General features: G+C 57.2%; 13 protein-coding genes. 8 read left to right on the top strand and 5 right to left on the bottom strand.

Translation table 11 applies throughout. The annotated features are described in order from the left end of the window. The first annotated feature begins 15 nt into the window (after positions 1-15). The 6 genes from FA87_RS03565 (at position 16) to FA87_RS03540 (ending at position 8,742) form a co-directional block, all read left to right on the top strand. Entirely contained in the window at positions 16-798 is a 783-nt protein-coding gene (locus FA87_RS03565) for an ABC transporter permease (RefSeq protein ID WP_043692475.1), read from the top strand. 5 nt (positions 799-803) lie between these two features. After that, positions 804-1,565, top strand: a complete 762-nt coding sequence (locus FA87_RS03560) for an ABC transporter ATP-binding protein (protein WP_043692473.1) — start codon at positions 804-806, stop codon at positions 1,563-1,565. Between the two features lie 68 nt (positions 1,566-1,633). Beyond that, positions 1,634-2,989 carry a hypothetical protein gene (locus FA87_RS19705; protein WP_052191126.1) on the top strand — a complete coding sequence of 452 codons (1,356 nt, stop codon included), beginning with the start codon at positions 1,634-1,636 and terminating at the stop codon, positions 2,987-2,989. A 9-nt stretch (positions 2,990-2,998) separates the two neighbouring features. Beyond that, entirely contained in the window at positions 2,999-5,893 is a 2,895-nt protein-coding gene (locus FA87_RS03550) for a glycosyltransferase (protein ID WP_081996453.1), read from the top strand. Positions 5,894-5,939: 46 nt separating this feature from the next. Then, positions 5,940-7,490 carry an FkbM family methyltransferase gene (locus tag FA87_RS03545; protein WP_156128490.1) on the top strand — a complete coding sequence of 517 codons (1,551 nt, stop codon included), beginning with the start codon at positions 5,940-5,942 and terminating at the stop codon, positions 7,488-7,490. Positions 7,491-7,608: 118 nt separating this feature from the next. Then, complete coding sequence (locus tag FA87_RS03540; protein WP_043692461.1) at positions 7,609-8,742, top strand: acyltransferase; 1,134 nt, start codon at positions 7,609-7,611, stop codon at positions 8,740-8,742. On the opposite strand, the gene FA87_RS03535 is transcribed toward FA87_RS03540, so the two are convergent. Continuing rightward, complete coding sequence (locus FA87_RS03535) at positions 8,739-9,824, bottom strand: hypothetical protein (protein WP_156128489.1); 1,086 nt, start codon at positions 9,822-9,824, stop codon at positions 8,739-8,741. The two genes, FA87_RS03540 and FA87_RS03535, sit on opposite strands and share 4 nt — an antisense overlap. Beyond that, positions 9,821-11,782 carry a bifunctional sulfate adenylyltransferase/adenylylsulfate kinase gene (locus tag FA87_RS03530; protein WP_239708957.1) on the bottom strand — a complete coding sequence of 654 codons (1,962 nt, stop codon included), beginning with the start codon at positions 11,780-11,782 and terminating at the stop codon, positions 9,821-9,823. The genes FA87_RS03535 and FA87_RS03530 overlap by 4 nt, the downstream gene beginning before the upstream one ends. A 173-nt stretch (positions 11,783-11,955) precedes the next feature. Between FA87_RS03530 and FA87_RS03525 the strand changes: the two genes are divergently transcribed. After that, the gene (locus FA87_RS03525) at positions 11,956-12,702 is read left to right on the top strand and encodes an electron transfer flavoprotein subunit beta/FixA family protein (RefSeq protein ID WP_043692457.1); all 747 of its coding nucleotides are present in this window, start codon (positions 11,956-11,958) and stop codon (positions 12,700-12,702) included. Between the two features lie 22 nt (positions 12,703-12,724). Next, positions 12,725-13,666, top strand: a complete 942-nt coding sequence (locus tag FA87_RS03520; protein ID WP_043692455.1) for an electron transfer flavoprotein subunit alpha/FixB family protein — start codon at positions 12,725-12,727, stop codon at positions 13,664-13,666. 71 nt (positions 13,667-13,737) lie between these two features. On the opposite strand, the gene FA87_RS03515 is transcribed toward FA87_RS03520, so the two are convergent. From FA87_RS03515 to FA87_RS03505, 3 genes are all read right to left on the bottom strand, one after another. After that, positions 13,738-14,904 carry a nucleotide sugar dehydrogenase gene (locus FA87_RS03515; protein ID WP_043697309.1) on the bottom strand — a complete coding sequence of 389 codons (1,167 nt, stop codon included), beginning with the start codon at positions 14,902-14,904 and terminating at the stop codon, positions 13,738-13,740. Between the two features lie 8 nt (positions 14,905-14,912). Continuing rightward, entirely contained in the window at positions 14,913-16,604 is a 1,692-nt protein-coding gene (locus FA87_RS03510; RefSeq protein WP_043692453.1) for a hypothetical protein, read from the bottom strand. 106 nt (positions 16,605-16,710) lie between these two features. Continuing rightward, entirely contained in the window at positions 16,711-18,708 is a 1,998-nt protein-coding gene (locus FA87_RS03505; protein ID WP_156128488.1) for a hypothetical protein, read from the bottom strand. Positions 18,709-18,748: the final 40 nt, after the last annotated feature.

The raw sequence follows: 18,748 nt of genomic DNA, 5'->3' as shown, positions 1-18,748 counted from the left end.
GTTAGACATAATACGATGTTAAGTGCAGCTTTATCCGACCTGATGCGTAGTGTCGCTTCCTGGCGTCTCTGGATGCTGCTGGGGTGGATGGAGATACGCCAGCGTTATGCGCGGTCTCGCATTGGGCCATTCTGGCTCACGATCAGCATGGGCGTGCTCGTAGCAGCAATCGGCATCGTGTACGGCACGCTGTTCGGACAGAACCTCAGTGAATACCTACCCTTTGCGGCGATCAGTCTCATCGCCTGGGGCCTGTTTTCCAGCATGGTTACCGAAGGGAGCACGGCATATATCGCAAATGCGTCATATATCCGCCAAGTCGCGACGTCAAAGCTGATTTTCATTCTCCAGTTGTCCTGGAGGAATCTGATCATCCTGGCTCACAACCTGATCATCATCGTTGTATTGTTCTGCATTTTCGGCGTGAAGCGCTTCGCCGTAATGCCATTATTCATTCCTGGCTTGCTGCTGCTGACCCTTAACGCGATGTGGCTGGCCATGCTAGCTGGGCTTTTTTCGGCGCGGTTCCGCGACCTTCCCCAAATCATCGCATCGATTATCCAGGTGGCATTTTATGTGACCCCGGTGATTTTCAAGCCCGAGGCCCTTGCACGTCATGCCTACATCGCGGAATACAATCCGCTTACCTATCTCCTTGATATCGTTCGGCAACCGCTCTTGGGCATCGAGCCGTCCGCAACAGCGTGGCTTGTCGCGATCGTCATGGCCGTCGTGGGCTGGCTGGTAGCACTTTTTCTCACCGGCCGCTATCTGCAGCGGATCTCTTACTGGGTATAAGCACGATGGCCTTCATTGAACTCAACGGCGTCTGCCTTGACCTCCCGGTCTACGGCGTTCAGGGCCGCTCGCTGAAGCGGCAGGTGATGCGGCTGGGTCGCCGAAACACGATCGAGGCGGACACGGGAGGCGTGGTCGTCGTACGCGCACTCAGCGACCTGACTCTTCGACTGCAGACGGGCGACCGGATTGGACTCATCGGCCACAACGGCGCCGGCAAATCAACCTTGCTCAGACTCATGTCCGGCATTTACGCGCCGACGCGAGGAAGCATCGCGCGAGACGGGAAGGTTGTTCCACTGCTAGATATCAGCATGGGCATGGACGACAATTCGACTGGCTACCAGAACATTCGTCTTCGTGGCTTGCTCTTGGGCATGACCGATAGTGAAATCAAGTCCAAACAGCAGCAAATCGCAGAATTCTGCGAACTCGGCGAATATCTCGACCTCCCCATTCGCACCTACTCCAGCGGCATGCGCGTGCGTCTAGCGTTCGCCATCTCCACGGCCGTGGATGCTGAAATCCTTTTGCTAGATGAAGTGATGGGTGTGGGTGATGCCACCTTCATGCATAAGGCCGAGGAACGTCTCGATTCCCTGCAAAAACGTTCCGAAATTGTAGTCCTCGCCATGCACTCGAATCGCGAAATCCGCCGAGTTTGCAACAAGGTGCTCTGGATGGAGAACGGCTCAATGCGTATGTTCGGTGCGGCAGATGAAGTAGTGAGCGCGTACGAAGAGGCTGTCGGTACCGACAGCCGCTGAAGCGTCGCTCGCAGCTGATACGCTGCGACGAGGCACGACAGGGACAACCAACGGGGGAAGGTTGCCTCATGGCGATCGCAAACAACATAGCCGGCTCACGGGTCAACAGCATACTTCTCGCCGTCGTATGTGCGGTGGGGCTCGCCCTGACGGCGGCGGCCTATTATCCGGGCCTGATGACGCAGGATTCGGACTTCCAGCTTCTTCAGGCGCAGTCGTTCGAATTCGGCGACTGGCACCCACCCGTAATGTCGCTGGTCTGGAGCGGCCTACTCTGGATTCACGATGGCCCTGTGACCATCCTGGGCCTCTTTCTTGTCGGCTACTGGGCGTCGTTCTGCGTCATAAGCCAAGCTTTAGCTCGGCGCTCCGCCTTCGCGGCATGGCTCATCGTCATCTTCGCCTTTACTCCGGTGATGATCAATTTCGTCGGTACGATCTGGAAAGACGTTTTCCTAGTCATAGGATTTCTCGTCACATGTGCCGTAGTCATCCGTGCGCACTTCCGGGGTGTCCGCCTCCACCGATTGACGGCGGCGATTTTGGTACTTCTCGTGGCAGCGTCCGTTTGTGCGCGGCACAATGCAATCTTTACCGGCCTTGCGCTCACGATTCTCATACTCTGCTACACATTCAATTTTCCTCGAGACGAGTGGCGGGGAATGCTGAAAGCCGCCGTGGTCGGGACGCTCCTATACGTCGGTGCATTCGGGGCGATGCATGCCGCGATAACAACAATTACAAAGCCCAAAGAAACCTACCCCAGTTCGCAGCTCTTCCTATATGACCTGGTGGGCATTTCCTTACGCACGCATCAGTGGCTACTTCCGCCTTCCGCCAACTACAACCTGGCGAACCTTCCCGCCTGCTATGAAGACAAGGGCTGGGATCTGATCTGGCTCCGGTGCGAGGATTTGATCGACGACCTGCGCGCAACAGGGGAGTGGGAGCATCTCGGCCGCCGCTGGATCTCGGCGATCGTATCGCACCCTGCCGCATACGCAGCACACCGCGCCAGCTACTTCAACTCATGGTTCCGCAAGTCGGATAACGATCATCTTTTTGTCGGGAGCTCGAAGAAGTCGCGTGAATACGGCTTCGAAGAGCGTTCGGCGTACCTTCTTATGAAGAAGTATGTCCTCGACGCCGCCGCCTTACCCGTCATGAAGCCGCTCTTCGTAAATAACACCTGGGTTTTGCTTAACATAATGATGACGGGCTTATACGCGGTCGAGTTCACGGTCCGCCGGCGTCGTGAAGCCTTCCTGCCGTTATTCATTTCGCTTTCCGGCATGCTTTATACGGCCCCCCTGATCTTCGGCGGCGTTGCCCCGGACTTTCGTTATATCTACTGGGGTATCGCAGCCGCTCTCGTCTGCATCGCCACGAGCATCGCCATCCGTCGCCCGGCCGCAACCACATAATCGACAACCATGAGCACATCATCCTCGAACGACCAACCCGGGCGGCGAGCCGACGACAAACTGGCCACCACGACGGTGCTCCCACCGGAATTCGACCATGCCCGGTTGGCCGCGATGGATCGAGAATCGATCGACGCACTGCTCTTATTAAGTACCGAGCGTCTGCAAGAGGTTCTTCTTGCGCTTCGCATGGCAGGTGAGCACGAAGCAGTGCATGCAGCATTATCGAACATATCGTTCACTGAGCGTGACCGAAGCGAGCGATATTCCGTAATCAGCGCGGCCCTCGGTACCAGCGAGCACAAGGCGCACGACTGGATTCTGGATTACGGCATCGCCGGTGCCCGCGCAAAGATGATCGCATCGACCGTATTGCCATACGTGGCCGAGCACCATCCCACGAAGAAGCTCTTCCGGGCACTGAAGGGCTACGAGCTGGACTGCCTGACCACGGGAACGCCGCTGATCGATGTAGAGCATCTGCGATGCCTCATATTGCAGGCACCAGAAAATCACGTGACGTCACCGGAGCGCGTTGCGCCCCTGGATGAACACCGCATAGCCATGCCCAGCGCGATCTTTAACGCTCTTCTGCGCTTGGCGTGGCTCTCGCCAGACCACGCGATCGAGCTGGCTCGACGCTATGAAGGCGCCGCCTTCATCCAGGCAGCCGCATCCCTAAAGGCGCTGGTTCCTACTTATCTCGTGAGCACACATCTCGGCTACCCGATGGGTGGAGGGGAGTCGTTCGTGCATCAGACCTGCCAAATTCTGGTCGAATTCGGAGTGCGCTGCGTCTGGCAGAGTTTCTTCGACCCCCGAACAGGCGCCTACACCGAAACCTCTCTCACCCACACCCCCTACTACATCGATATACGCAACGCGGGAGCTAATTGCGAAGCCGACATACGACAAGCCATCGACGACTATGCGCCTGACCTTCTCCACGGCCACGGGGGAACGAGCGATGCCATCATGGAGCTCTCCAGGACCATGCGCTGCAGAGCCTTGGTCGGTTGCCATTTCTGGGGTGGCTTGATCGAACTGGGTGACACTGGCAACCAGCATATCCTTGAACACCTTGGCAGGCATAAGCTAGCCCGCAAACGCGGCCCAGACTCGGATACGGTAGTCAAATACGTCGCGTCGGAATTCATGAGCGACGTTTATACCGCACTGGGTGGAACAGACAATCTCGAGATAATCCACCCGACCTCTGATCCTGCGCAGTTCATGGCCGATAGAAGCGACATGGGCACGTATGTATTGCAGGTCAATATCTGCGCGCTTAAGGGAGGGCGGATCTTCCAGCGCATGGTGCAAGAACTGGGCGACCACATCCCGATGATGGGCGTTCAGACCGAACCGGAGGCCTCAACGCTGTACGACGAGCTTCAAGACGACCTGACATCCCGGCCGCTCTGTGTGATTCATGGATACGGCAGTGTTCGTGAATTTTATCGCAGTGCTCGTATAGTCGTAGTACCGACGCTGGTCGATGAGACCTTTTGCCGGGTCGCTTACGAGGCGGCGATGAACGGGATACCCGTATTGACCACCCGAAACGGCTTCCTCCCGCAAATGTTCGGCGAACACGGCTTCTACCTCGAGGAGGATCCACAGACGTGGGTGGACACGATCGCCCGGATCTACCATGACGCCGTGCTACTCAACCGTGTCGGAAAAATGCAGAAGGAGCGCGTCACGTCGACATTCGACGCTGGCGCCACTGGTTTCATGTCGATGACTATGCGGCTCATCGATCAAAGCATACGCAAGAACGTGGGCATCTTTACCGTCTGGGGCGACCAGGGACTCGGTAATCTCTCGCATACACATGCGAAGCTACTCCGTGGTATGGGCTACACGGTTCACATATTCTCGTTCCAGCCATATTCCGCACTGGGACGATCGCTCACCCGTCAACGAGATCCTGAAGACTGGACTGTGCCCGCGCACGCGGACTCCGTCTACTATTCGTTCAATTGCCGCGAAGAAGTTACGGTAAATGAACTAAGCCAGTTCATTCTCGCCAACAAGATACATACGCTGTGGGTGCCCGAGATATGTTGGCAGCCAAACTGGGACCGACTGTTCAGTCTGAACATAGCCAACCTCAAGGTATGCGCTATCCCCATGGCAGAGATCGTACTGAAGGGCGAGGCACACCTGCATAACCGGCTCACGTCGACGTTGTTCTGTACGCGCATTGCGGAGAAAGCGCTGAGAGACGAGGGCGTCGTCAACGGCGCGTTCCTCGGACATGGCTTTCAGCGAGCTTTGCCGCCGGCAAGGTCCGAACGCAAGCGGCGCCGACTGCGTCAGAATGACAAGCTGAGGTTATTGCACGTAGCCGGACACAATCCAAACGTTCGCAAGAATACACGTCAAGTCATCGATGCCTTTGCCATAGCGCGCGCTTCGCGCGATGACATCGAGTTAACCGTGACCTCGATGGACCCTGTCGCGACCTACTATCCAGACAAGATTCCGCCAGGAGTTCATATCATCGACCGCGTACTCTCGCGGGACGACATCATGGACATGTACGAAGAGCACGACGTCAGTATCCAGGTGTCTTCGCATGAGGGGCTAGGCCTTGGATTCTACGAGTCCGTGAGCCGCAATACGCCCGTGGTGTCGCTCAAGGCCCCACCGCATGATGAAATCGTGTTGCAGAATCATACCGGCTGGTTGATCCCGGCTTGGCCGTGTCCTCCAGCTGACAACGATCAATCTATCGTGCCGGCGTGGCGATTCCACACGAGCGATCTTGCCTTCCAGATCATCATGCTCGACAAGCGCCAGGTAGAGGAAGTGATGGAGCACTGCCCGGCTATTTATACCAAATATTTCGACGAGACGGCTTTGTCCCTACGCATGCTTCAGGTCATGCCGGCATGACTCTCAACCACTTCAATCGCCAGCAAACTTTCGGGATTACCTCGCCATGATTAAGAAAATCATTCTGGGCGTCTTGCGTCGTCTCTATAATCTGTTCCGGCCTATAACACGACGTATCTCATCGCGATTACGGACGATAACGCGAGAATCGATCGTTCCTCTCGAGCATCAGATTTCCGATTTGGCGCGACAGATGAGCGACGAATTTTCTGAGCGATCGCCGCTCACTCACCGGCTTCACGCGCTAGAGGTCGGGGCAAAAGCCTGCGAAGACGCGACGCTTGCGAAGATCGAAAGCCTGGATTTCAAGCTTCTTCAGCTTGCACACGCCGTGCATTCGATGGCGCAGGAATTGCGCCAGACGGCTGAGCGGGCCGAGACTCGCGCGGCGGCAGCAGCGTCCGCACCAGGCGACCCGGCGACCACGGCGAGCACGGCGTCATTGAGTCGAAGCCTTGAATTTATCAAGTCGCGCCTCACCAGTTTCGCGGGAGACAATGCTGTTCTCACCTACCTACGGGATGAGAGTCCGATCTTCGTGAATACTGGCGACTTGGGCTGCCCCTCACCCATCATCAACGGAGGCGAGTGGGAACCTGAAAATACCGAGGTGTTGCGAAGCTTTATCAAGGCATCGACTAATTTTCTCGATATCGGGGCGAATGTTGGCTATTACTCGATCATCGTCGGAAACAGGTTGGCAAAGGGTACGGGGCACGTCGTCGCATTTGAGCCACATCCCCGCATGGTGGATCTCATTGAGCGAAGCATACAGCTCAACCACCTCGAACCCGTCGTCAAAGTTCACGCCATAGCCGCGTCCGACCGCGAAGGTGTGATCGAACTGTTTTATCCCGATGGCCACGTCGGCCAAGGCTCGAGCGTACGCCAGTTCGACACCGCCGGGCAGTCGATCAAGGCTCCTGCGCGACGCCTGGACGACGTTCTCCCGGCGGAAATGACGTTCGACCTGGTGAAGATCGATGTGGAAGGCGCTGAGTTGGCCGTACTACGTGGCATGGAGGCGACTATACGAAACTCACCGGATATCAAGATTCTCTTCGAGAAACTCGACGGTGGGGCCGATGACGAAGCCAGCGCCATCGCGGATTTCTTGCAAAGCCTCGGCTTGGATCTTTACGGAATCGAGCCAGGCGCTTCGCTCGTTCCGTTGGATAGGCCAACGTTTGCTGCGCGCGTCGGCGACATCCTCGCAGCGCGTGGCGGAGTCATTGAAGAACTCGACCGTGCACGCTTCTCCGTCTATCCGGGACAGTTGATCGGGCAGGGCCAGCACGAAGGTCACGGAACCCTGTATCGCGCTTTGGCAGGTGACGTGCTTTTTTTTGGCCCTTATTGGAATCTCCCCGCAGGCAAGTGGACGTTTCGCGTCGATGGCTCGGTGACAGGAAAAGTGCAGATTATCATTGGGGGCGACGACTCCGCATTGAACTTCGACTTCGAGCTTTCCGCCAACGCCCTCGAAGGGAGCTTCTTCCTGCCCCGCGATCTACGTCAGTTCGAGCTGCGGGCATACGCCTTGGAGGACGCATCCGTCCGTCTCGGCAGGATAGAACTTGTGCGTTCGGCGAATTGACTTAATTAACGCTTAGTTAGGATCTACAGACAGCGTTCGACGGCCCCACCGGTGGTATCGTGTAAGACGATCGTACCAGCCGGGCGTGCACCGCGCATAACAGGGTGGGGGGGGGTGAATGAGCAACGACAAAAAGCTCGACTTTCTGCAGGCCCTTAGGGGCCTTGCGATTATGATGGTCGTTCTCAGCCATGCGCGGTGGTTTTTCCTCGTCACCCCTTACCAGCAGACTGCGGAAACGCTTCTGCATGGCGGCGCGGCAGGTGTGGATATCTTCTTTGTCATAAGTGGCTTCATCATGGCTTATACGACGAAGGGAAACGATGGCTCACCCGCAAGCCTGATGCGCTTCTATATAAGGCGGTTCACCAAGATCTGGATCCCGTACGCAGTCATTGGCATTGTAACTTTTGCCGTGGCAAAGGGGACGGGAATATTTGTCCACGAAAATCTCATCTGGATCGCCAAATCGCTGATTTTCATACCGCCCGATGCTCATTCTTTTCTTTATCTGGGAGGAGGTCTCACCGATGTCGCGTGGTCACTGAACTACGAAGCCTACTTTTATCTGATTTTCGGCTTGTCCATGTTGTTTGCCCGGTTTCGCTACGTTGCTCTCTTCGGATGGTGTGGCATCTGTCTCATCGCCGTCCCACTCTGGGACCACGGCCATGCGTCGCTCCTTGTCACAGCAAGGGTCAATTCGGACAACGCTTATCTGCAGTTGATGACCAATCCGATCATTTTCGAGTTTCTTGGCGGGGTCATAATCGGCAAGATTTACTGCTCGTCGTTCGTTATTCGAGACGCGCTGACGGCCAGGTTGGTCGCTTTTTCCGGATGTGTCGGGTTCCTGTGGTGCATACTCGAAAACATCGCGTCGGACAACGGTCTGCTTGGCTGGGGAGGCTGGGCCGTGGCGATGGTGCTCGCGATCTCTTTAGCATCGAAGTCCACACACATACCCTTCCCCGCAGTCTTGGCATGGATAGGCAACATCTCTTACGCGCTCTACCTCGTTCATCCATTGGTGAACATGGTCGCAAAGGAACTTTTCCTGCACTACGGCCTGATGCCACTGATCCCGACGATAGGCCATGTGATTCTGACGACATCGATTTCGATTCTTGTCGCAGCCTTTGCCCACTCCATCCTCGACGAGCGTCTGCATGTCAAGATCAGGGACGGTCTTCTCGCTAGTCGTCTCTTCCGCGCACCGAGGATTTCCATCTCCATCCAATCAACATCTTAGGTCTGGATTTTTCCTTCCCTGGTATTCAAGGCTTCATTCATCACGATGCAGGCGTGCAGGAGGCCATCGATAGCGAAGACATCGAATGCACGCATTGCGTCGGCATCCGGCCCGTACTCAAAGAGTTCCGATATTGAAGCAGCCGGCTCTGAGGCAGTCTCGCATAGCGGCACTTGTGGGTAATTGAAGTCGATGCCCCTGGACCGGAGCCAGGTAAGTTGAGCTTCGTGGCGCTGTACGAGACGCGCTACGAGCGACGAGCGCAGGCGCGCTCTCGAACCGTCACCTCCGGGATACGGATTGCATTCTAGCCATGAAACGAGCAGTTCATATTTTGTTCGACCCAACGCTCCCGTGGCTCGACAGATAGTCCAGTAAGCAGCCAGAAAAAACGTAGCTTCCAGTGCCAAAGCTTCATTAGCTCTAGTCCCCTCGAGCGCCGTTCCGAGAAAACGACAGGCAAAGTCATCCACCACGTCCCACCCATCTTCAGCTTTGCCGAAGCGGGATGGATGGACCCTGTCGGCACCAAACACCTGAGTAAGGCGAGCGAATTGGCCCTCGTAGTCGACGAAAAACCTGTCTGGCGGAGTGAAATCCAAGCCTGCCTTGACATCTTGCGCCACACGGCTCCGGTAGGCGTCCACAGGGGAACGGAAATAGACACAAACGTCGATCGTGGAAACGGCAGGCAGCGAATTTAGCCAGTCTCTTATCGCCATGAGCACCTGGTGGGAAGCTTCGCAGATCATTTCTCCAGATAGCACGAGCGTCCCGTAGGCATGCATCAGCAGGCTAGTGCGCACGCTATCGCAAAAATGTCGCACGGCCTGAGTTAGGCCATCCTGATCAACATAATACCGGCGTAAGGGCGCGTAGACTGCCTCGAACGGAACACCAAAGCCTGCGAGCAGATTGTGACTGTAAGTCGCATGTCCGTCCATGCGACCGCTTGCGGTTGCGCCTTCGATCGGGTAAAAAACGCCGCGCTCGCGAAGCTCTCGTTCGTCACGTCCGAGCGCTCGCTGCAAGGCAGTGGAGCCGGCCTTCGGCTGACCTACATGCAGGATGACCCGGGTCAACTCGCTCGCCCTCCGCGCCACGAGACCGTTTCAGCAGTTTCGAGCAGCTCCATGTTCACAAGGAGTTCGACTACCCTGCCCGCGAGTTCCCTCGGCGTGCCGGCATTTCCGTCAAGGCGAAGTTCGGGATACTCTGGCGCTTCGTAAGGATCGTTCACGCCGGTGAAGTTGGCTAACCTACCCGCGCGTGCTTGGGCATAAAGGCCCTTGATGTCTCGCGATTCGCATACCTCGATGTCTGTACATACATAAACCTCAACGAAGGCTCCATGCGCCTCGACCCATTTGCGAGCGTCGGCCCTAGAATCGGCGAACGGTGCAATCGGTGCGCAGATGGCGATACCCCCGTGGCGGACTACTTCTCCCGCAATATATCCGATACGTTCGACATTCGCTGCGCGATCTTCACGAGAAAAACCTAATCCTCGCGATATGTGGCGGCGTACCTCGTCACCGTCAAGCAGCGTCACCGGGCGGGCTGATCCTTCCATCAGGCGAGCCATGAGAGCTTGCGCGATCGTCGACTTTCCCGCACCTGAGAGCCCTGTAAAAAAGACGGCGAATCCACGCGCTTTTTTCATGGGATGGCGCTCCCGCAGAATTCGAACTACTTCCGGGAAGCTGAACCAGGGCGGTATCTCAGTACCATCTCGAAGATGCTGGCGAAGTTGCGTTCCTGAGACGTCCTTCACCTCGTCAGCATCCAAGACCTCGTCCGACGGCAGATATGCGTCGCGGTTCACCGCATACACCATGGCCGGAAAAAGCACGCTGACAATACCCAATTCCGCCTCGTGGATTTTCAAAAGTCTTTGAGCAGCGAATGGGTCATAGAAGGGACGACCATCCCTGTCGTTACCTGGACCAGCGTGGTCGCGCCCGACGATAAAATGCGTCGCGCCGTAGTTTTTTCGGATTATGGCGTGCCATATTGCCTCCCTCGGTCCCGCCATTCGCATAGCGAGCGGTAACAGCGACAGCTTCACGCTATCTGCCGGGTAATACGGAAGCAACGCGCGATAGCAGCGCACACGCGTGTAGTGATCCACATCGCCCGGCTTGCTTTGACCGACCACAGGATGAATGAGGAGCTTGCCACCCACCTTTTCCGCGGCGCGAAGAGTCAATTCTCGATGAGCCCTGTGCATGGGGTTGCGTGTCTGGAACGCCACGATACGGTCCCAACCTTTCGCCGAGAACCACGCGCGCAGGGTGGCAGGCGTGTCACGAAGCTCAGTAAAGTCGTGATGGTCGACGTCACAGACTGCGCTTACCGGCCCGCCAAGCGCTAGCGAACCAGCGCACCCGAGCGTATACCTCGCGCCAGGATGTAGCGAATCGGTTGTGCCGAACACCTTACTTGCCTCCCGCTCACGATCAGGGATCCACGCGTCCGTGACGGACAGCACGGCTCGAAGGACGCCTTGTGCATCTCGCAGGGCCACTTTGCTGCCAGGACCGATCCCGCCGGAAAGGGCGACGGGGACATCAAGCGTGATGGGTATGGGCCAAAGTGTCCCATTCGCCAAGCGCATTCTCTCAACTACAGACTCGTAATCGTCACGCGAAAGGAAGCCTCGCAGAGGCGAGAACGCACCGTGCATCAGCATTTCAAGGTCGCACAGTTGTCGCTCGTCGAGCACCACTGACGGGAGGTCACCACTGGCTCGGCGCAACTCGCTGGCCTGCCCTGGTGTCACCCTGAGATCTTGGAGAATACCGCCGTGAGCGTCGCCCATCTGAAACAAAGTCGCCACGTGAATGATCCTCGCGGATTCGTCTGACTGGACCGTCGATTTGCCGAGTTGGCCGAGTTGGCCGAGGCAGCCTTTTGCGATCAGGCTGTTATCAGTGCTCACTGCTTGAAGGAAGTTGGCGGCTTGCCCAAATCCCATAATGCAATCGGCGCCATGGATAGCATGGCACCGATTCGGCAGAATGGGGAAGCTTTCCTGCATCCCTGTCCTCCTTACCATTTGAACAACGGCTATTACTTATCGGCGTTGACGTGTTGGCGCTCGACTACCACACACCGCCCGTCTAGCTTTTGACACCATTCCGCGGCGCATCAAACGATAGTTTGAAGATTGGTTAGAATGGGGGGATGAACTCCGAGGCATAGGAACCCCGAATGAAGATTCTGGTCGGCTACAAGCGCGTCGTGGACTACAACGTCCGTATACAGGTCAAGCCTGACGGCAGCGGCGTGGTTACGGACGGCGTGAAGCTCTCCGCCAATCCGTTCGACGATATCGCCCTTGAAGAGGCCCTGCGCCTTCGCGAGAAGGGCGTGGCCGAGGAGGTCATCGTCGTGGGCATCGGTCCCGCCGACCTGACGGCCCACCTGCGTAACGGCCTGGCCATGGGCGCCAACCGGGCGATCCAAGTCCAGACTTCGGACGCGGTCTCCCCGCTTACCGCCGCCCGTACATTCCTGAAGCTGATCGAAAAAGAACAGCCGGGTCTGGTGATCCTCGGCAAGCAGGCCATCGACGACGATGCCAATCAGACCGGCCAGATGCTGGCGGCCCTGTGGGATCGACCCCAGGCGACCTTCGCTGGCAAGGTTGAGATCGCTGACGGCAAGGCCACGGTCACCCGCGAGGTCGATGCCGGCCTCGAGACGATCGAAGCCGACCTGCCCGCCGTGATCACGACGGACCTGCGTCTCAACGAACCGCGCTTCATCAAACTGCCGGACATCATGAAGGCCAAGTCCAAGCCGATCGATGTGATCGAACTGGGCTCCCTGGGCGTCGACGCAGCAGACCACATCAAGACCACTCACTACGCCGCCCCGCCCAAGCGCAGCAAGGGTGTGATGGTGAAGGATGCCGCCGAGCTCGTCGCGGCCCTCAAGCAGAAGGGCCTGCTGTAAAGCAGCCGACCGGAGAATCGATATGTCCAAGATCCTCGTTATCGCTGAACACCTCGACGGCAAGCTCAACGGTGCCACTGCACGTGCGGTCAGCGCCGCCTCGGCCGTCAAGCCGGAAGCCATCGACGTCATCGTCCTGTCTGACGCTCCGGATGCCATCGCCGCGGAAGCCGCGAAGATCGACGGTGTCAGCAAAGTACTGACGGTCGCCCGCTCTGAGAACGCCCATGCCCTCGCAGCCATCTTGGCTCCGCAGATTGCCAAAGCGGCGGCAGGCTACAGCCATGTGTTCGTCCCCTCGACCACCTTCGGCAAGGACCTCGCCCCGCGCGTGGCGGCTCTGCTGGGCGTGTCGCAGGTCAGCGACGTCATGACCGTGGAGGGCCCGCACAGCTTCAGGCGCCCGATCTACGCCGGCAACGCCATCGTCACCGTCGAAGTGGACTCGGCCTCGACTGTCGTGGCGACGATCCGCACCGCCTCCTGGCCGGCCGCGGCCTCTAACGGCTCCGCAGCGGTTGAAGCGCTGAGCGTCGATGCCGCCCTGCCCTTGCACACCCGCTTCGTCGGCCTGCAGCAGGGCAAGAGCGACCGTCCGGACCTCCAGGGTGCGCCCAAAGTAGTCTCCGGCGGCCGCGGCGTGGGCTCGAAGGAAAACTTCGAGATCGTCTACAAGTTCGCCGACAAGATCGGTGCCGCCGTGGGCGCCTCGCGCGCCGCCGTCGACGCCGGCTACGTGCCGAACGAAATGCAGGTCGGTCAGACCGGCAAGATCATCGCCCCGGAGCTTTATATCGCCATAGGCATCTCGGGCGCTATCCAGCACCTGACCGGCATCAAGGACGCTGGCACGATCGTGGCTATCAACAAGGACGGCGAAGCGCCGATTTTCGAGATCGCCGATATCGGGCTGGTGGGCGACTTGTTTAAGATCCTGCCGGAGTTGGAAGCAGCGCTGGGTTGAGCTTCCCCTTCTCTGGGCAGCAAAAAAGGCCGCGTGAGCGCTCGCGGCCTTTTTTTGTTCGTGAGCGTCGCTCAGTTATCGCCGAATAGGTCGCGGGTATACACCTTGTCGGAGACGTCCGAAAGCGTGTCGGCCATACGGTTGCTGACGATGACATCGGATTCCTGCTTGAACGTTGCCAGATCGTTGACGACTCGCGAGTGGAAAAATTCATCCGAATCGAGAACCGGCTCATAAACGATCACCTCCACTCCCTTCGCCTTGATCCTCTTCATAATCCCTTGGATGCTGGAAGATCGAAAATTGTCCGAGCCGCTCTTCATGATCAGACGATAAATACCGACGACTTTCGGTCTGCGGCGAAGAATGTCGTCAGCAATAAAGTCTTTACGCGTCGTATTCGATTCGACAATGGCCTTGATAAGGGTCTGCGGGACGCTCTGGTAGTTGGCTAGCAGCTGCTTGGTATCCTTGGGCAGGCAGTAGCCACCATATCCGAATGAAGGATTGTTGTAGCCCCCGCCGATACGCGGATCCAGGCAGATACCTTCGATGATATGCCGGCTGTCGAGACCATGCGTAACGGCATAGGTATCGAGTTCATTGAAATACGAAACGCGCATGGCCAAGTAAGTATTGGCGAAGAGTTTGATCGCCTCGGCCTCGGTCGAGTCGGTAAAAAGGACAGGGATACCCCTCTTTTCGGCTCCTTGCTGAAGAAGTTCGGCAAATACTTTCGCGGCAGACGAGTGATCTCCGACAATGATCCGAGACGGATGAAGATTGTCGTACAACGCCTTCCCCTCGCGGAGAAACTCCGGCGAGAATATGATGCTATCGACACCAAATTTTTTGCGAAGCTTTGCCGTGTAGCCGACCGGGATGGTCGACTTAATGACCATCGTGGCGCTGGTGTTGATCTTCAGCACCTGGCTCACAACCGTTTCTATCGAGCTCGTATTGAAATAATTTGTATCTGGATCGTAGTCGGTCGGAGTCGCGATGATTACGAACGAGGCGTTCTTATACGCATCTTCGGGGTCCATCGTTGCGCGAAAGTCGAGGCCGCCACCGGACAAAGCCTCCTCGAGCTCGGCATCGATGATAGGGGACCGCCCTTCGTTGAGCATGTTTACCTTGCTCTCGACGATGTCCAAGGCTACAACCTCGTTGGCTTTCGATAAGAGGACACCGTTCGAAAGACCTACGTACCCGGTGCCGACGACGGCAATTTTTATTTTCATGTTCATTCTGTCTTGTTGAGAGTGGCGACCTGGTCCCGACCCCAACTGATGGAAAGGGGGGGCACGCCGACGTCGTGTGCCCAGAAGTATCCCTCTTGGACAATTGAAAACTGTAGCTGAAGATCAGCATCAGTGATATCCGGGTCTGGGACGTCTACTGTCACTGACCTGGACAGCCCGGCATCTATCGCCGGGAGATCGTACCGTGCATCCCAGCCTTCACTCAGACCGGCCCGTGGAGCAACCAGACGCCAGGACAAGCGCAAGACGGGATAGGGCCCACCAGCACCCCGCAAAGGCGTGCTTTCATTCCCGTTGGCGACGAGAATGCGCACCTGCCAATGCCCGTCGTCACGCTTGCGGACACTCTGAAAAGTCAGATGGATCCGCCGAATCTCTTTTTTCGAATAAAGAGGATCCTTGAGGAAAGAGAGCTTTACAGGAGAAATGCTCCGCCAATACTGGGTCGACCCGGCTCCGGTGAAAGGAAGATCGCCTCGCCAGTAAGCGGCCATAGCCAAGGTCGTCGCCAGGCAACACAGCCCGATGACGGCGAACAAAAATCCTTTAGCTAAGGGCCGTGCGCCCTGCAAAGCGTTGGCAACGATGACCACTCCGAACGGCGCAAGCTCAACGAAACCCCGATGCCCGAAGCCTGCACCGAGGTGCCAGGCGTGCCAAGAGCCATAAAGCAGCGCAAAGATCGCGATCAGGCTCAGAAAGGCTTGGCTCACAGCATTTTTCCGCTGCAGTATCGCAAGCGCAACGCCGACCATGAAGACCGGGTAATAGCTGAAAAGGCCGCGCTCATAGGAAAAAAGCACTTCGAGCGAATGACCGGCGAATGAAGGAAAACCTTCAGATCCATAGCTCGAAAACGAGGCCTCCCCTGTCACGTAACGGCTGTAAGCCAACAACACAGCTGCCGCGGTGCCAGTCCCGATGAACCATGCGGCAGGCAGACGCCAGAGGCCTTGCATACCGGTTTGACGAACGAATACATAGACCACTGCGAGACTCAGGGCCGCATTGGTCTGACGCACAATATAGAGCCAGGCAGCGATGACCGAAAAGGCAATCAACCGCCTCAACGATAAATGTTGCATCCCGTACGCAAGCCATAGGAGAAGCGCCACACCAAATGCGCTGTATACATGGCTGAACGAAGCATCATAAGTCGCGTAGTGAAACAGACCGGTACCGAAAACGAACGCAACTATCCCAATTAGCGATGGTACCGACGCAGTACCACTTCGTCTTAGGGCCGAGTAAAGCAGCCCAGTCGTCGCGAAAAGCAAAACGCCACCACCCCAGAAGACAACGCGATTCTCGCCCACGGAAAAGCCGGTAGTCACAGGATCGTCAGCCAGCACAGGCCAAGAGAAGACCAGTTGCAACAAGCCGACACCGGGTGGATATTTATTCTTGCAACGCAATCCATCGGCGCTTTCCCCCGAAAGGGCCGTTACGGGTTGTAGCATCGGCTTATAGTTGCAGAACGTAAAGTCGCCGCGAGCGATGGCGTGGGCCCACACGTGATAACCCACGCCATCGGATCGAATGTCGGGCGAATTCCTAAACGGGTGCAATAGCAACACGCCCACCAGGAGCGCTGCGAAGAGAATGGCCGCGCACGAGATCAAAATTCGATTTGAATCGGGCAATTTCGACAGCAGCTGTTTTGGATATCTCACGGCTTTCCCTGGCTAATCAACTTTGAATTCGGCAACCGGTTTGAGTGGCCCTCGCTTCGACCCATACCGTAAATTCTCAACGCGACTGTATGCCACACAGCCGTCACTAAGGCTGCGACGACATGTCCACCCATGCTGGCTCGAAACCATGGTCATGCAACCAGGCTCGGCCCTCAAGCACCGCGCTGACGGCAACGCGCACACGCTCCCCTGGCTCGACCGGAACCGGGACGACGACCTCACAACTTTCACCGGGCAGCAAGTCTCTCTTCCCGCCAAGTTCGACCCGAGAGATCCATGCCGACGCGGCCAAAGCTTGGTTTCCAGTGACTTTCTGCCAAGACAAACGCAGCGGTTCGGATGCGTCCAACGCGGTGTTCAGCGCATACTCCGAGCCGTTGTGTATCGACACGTGGATTCGATACAACCGATCGTGGCGCTCGATACTATTAATTTTTAAAGTGATCCTGCTCAGCTGATTCAGCGGGACAACCTGCCACGCCATGTCGGAACAAGTGTCCTGGCCGATGACCAGAAGTGGCCCAGAGCTAGTCAACGGCGACGGCCGCTTTAGTGTTTTCGCGAAGAACTCACTCGCTGCTGCTACTCGCGACATTGTTTGCCTGCAAGCTGAGTCTCCTGCCTTGGGGTCGTAACCCGGCGGGATGTTGCCGGAGTAGCCATTCAGGGTCGGCATGCCCAGATCCTGCGAAAGGACAACGCCATCGAGCTCAGAATCGTAGAACGCAACGTCAGGCGTCAACGGGTTGAAAATGACCGCATGAGCAGGAAGCGGAGATGGCAAACGGTTGCGCAGTCGCTCCATGCGCTGACGGGTCTGGGCGATATCAATCTTGATCGTCCAAGTAGCGATCGACTCAGAGACCATCGCGACAGCAAGTAAAGCCGCCAGAATGCGCCAGGGATTGGCGCTTTTACGCGCGGCATCCACACCGGTGGCAACCAGGAATGCCAAAGGCATCGCCATGACCACGCCAATGCGCGAGACGGCGCGAATGGAAGCAAGTCCCGGCATTCGCGCAACAAGCAGATAAATCGAATGGCCACCCAGGTTCAGTGTCAGGATCACCAAGGCGAGAAAAGCACCCAGCGCAACCCATCGCGCCTTATTGGCAGAACGCACTACTCCGAACAGGGCCAGGCCTGTAATGCCGACACCGAAGAACATCTGCTGCTCGGGACGCATCGGCACCGATGTAATGTAACGAGAGCTCAACCCTTCCCAGAATGTCGAGATGTCCGCAAGCAGGTAGCTCTGGGCTCTCGGCAACATGGTAGCGATTTCATCCGGCGCGCGCCCGAAGCCGTAAAGTTTCGAATAGTGCAGATAAGGCTGCATCAGCAATGCAAGCGCGGCGAATGCACAGATCGACATCGCAAGGGATCCAATCAGTTCGGACCGTGCTGCGGGTTGCGACCATCGAGCCCACTGACCGAACCACTGCCGAGGGCCGAATCCATCGACAATCCACTGCGCCACGGCCCATGCGGCGATCAACAGCAGCATGAAATATCCGAGGTAGATTGCGACGTAGAACTGAGCAGCTACCGCCAGGGCCAACCACCCTAACCACCGCCAGCCGCCGGTTTCCCGGAAGCGCTGCCACAGCAGCAAACCTATCGGCACGAGGAAACGATACGTGAGTTGCGCGTGGCCGTGAGTGGCAATGACGGGAAGCGCGAAGGCGAACGCAAAGGCCCCGAGCGCACTCGCCTGACTCGAGAATCGAAGTCGACGAAGAGCGCAATGACAAACAATAAAATTCGCCAGGTAGCCCGTCAGATACCACGCGTCGAACGCCTCGTAGCGATCCAGGCCGACCGCACGATATATCGAGTAAATCCACGCCGTTCCCCAATGATTATCGGAGAAGGCGAGCGCGCCCGGCATCGGATAGAAGAAGGGCGGGCTTTGCAGACTGGCGTCCTGACCCGTTAGCCACCGGAAGAAGTGTTCGAGAATGACACTGTTGAACCGCGCATCCCCCAGGTCGCCCGGCACGCATTTGAACCCACACGTGTGAGCAGTAGGTACGAACCAGAAGCCCACTAGGAAGACGACGACAGGCAACAGCCACTTCACTGTTCGATTCTTCCAATCAGCGCTCGGCGCGGTATCTACC

The organism is Luteibacter sp. 9133 (genome assembly GCF_000800155.1).
Lineage (GTDB): Bacteria > Pseudomonadota > Gammaproteobacteria > Xanthomonadales > Rhodanobacteraceae > Luteibacter > Luteibacter mycovicinus.
Note: the sequence above shows the minus strand (reverse complement) of the source record. Positions and strands in the feature narration are given on the sequence as shown.

Excerpts from the sequence above, each read along its gene's own strand:
- FA87_RS03540 (WP_043692461.1), top strand. The coding sequence starts at position 7,609 with ATGAGCAACGACAAAAAGCTCGACTTTCTGCAGGCCCTTAGGGGCCTT.
- FA87_RS03545 (WP_156128490.1), top strand. The coding sequence starts at position 5,940 with ATGATTAAGAAAATCATTCTGGGCGTCTTGCGTCGTCTCTATAATCTG.
- FA87_RS03550 (WP_081996453.1), top strand. The coding sequence starts at position 2,999 with ATGAGCACATCATCCTCGAACGACCAACCCGGGCGGCGAGCCGACGAC.
- FA87_RS19705 (WP_052191126.1), top strand. The coding sequence starts at position 1,634 with ATGGCGATCGCAAACAACATAGCCGGCTCACGGGTCAACAGCATACTT.
- FA87_RS03560 (WP_043692473.1), top strand. The coding sequence starts at position 804 with ATGGCCTTCATTGAACTCAACGGCGTCTGCCTTGACCTCCCGGTCTAC.
- FA87_RS03520 (WP_043692455.1), top strand. The coding sequence starts at position 12,725 with ATGTCCAAGATCCTCGTTATCGCTGAACACCTCGACGGCAAGCTCAAC.
- FA87_RS03530 (WP_239708957.1), bottom strand. The coding sequence starts at position 11,782 with ATGCAGGAAAGCTTCCCCATTCTGCCGAATCGGTGCCATGCTATCCAT.
- FA87_RS03565 (WP_043692475.1), top strand. The coding sequence starts at position 16 with ATGTTAAGTGCAGCTTTATCCGACCTGATGCGTAGTGTCGCTTCCTGG.
- FA87_RS03525 (WP_043692457.1), top strand. The coding sequence starts at position 11,956 with ATGAAGATTCTGGTCGGCTACAAGCGCGTCGTGGACTACAACGTCCGT.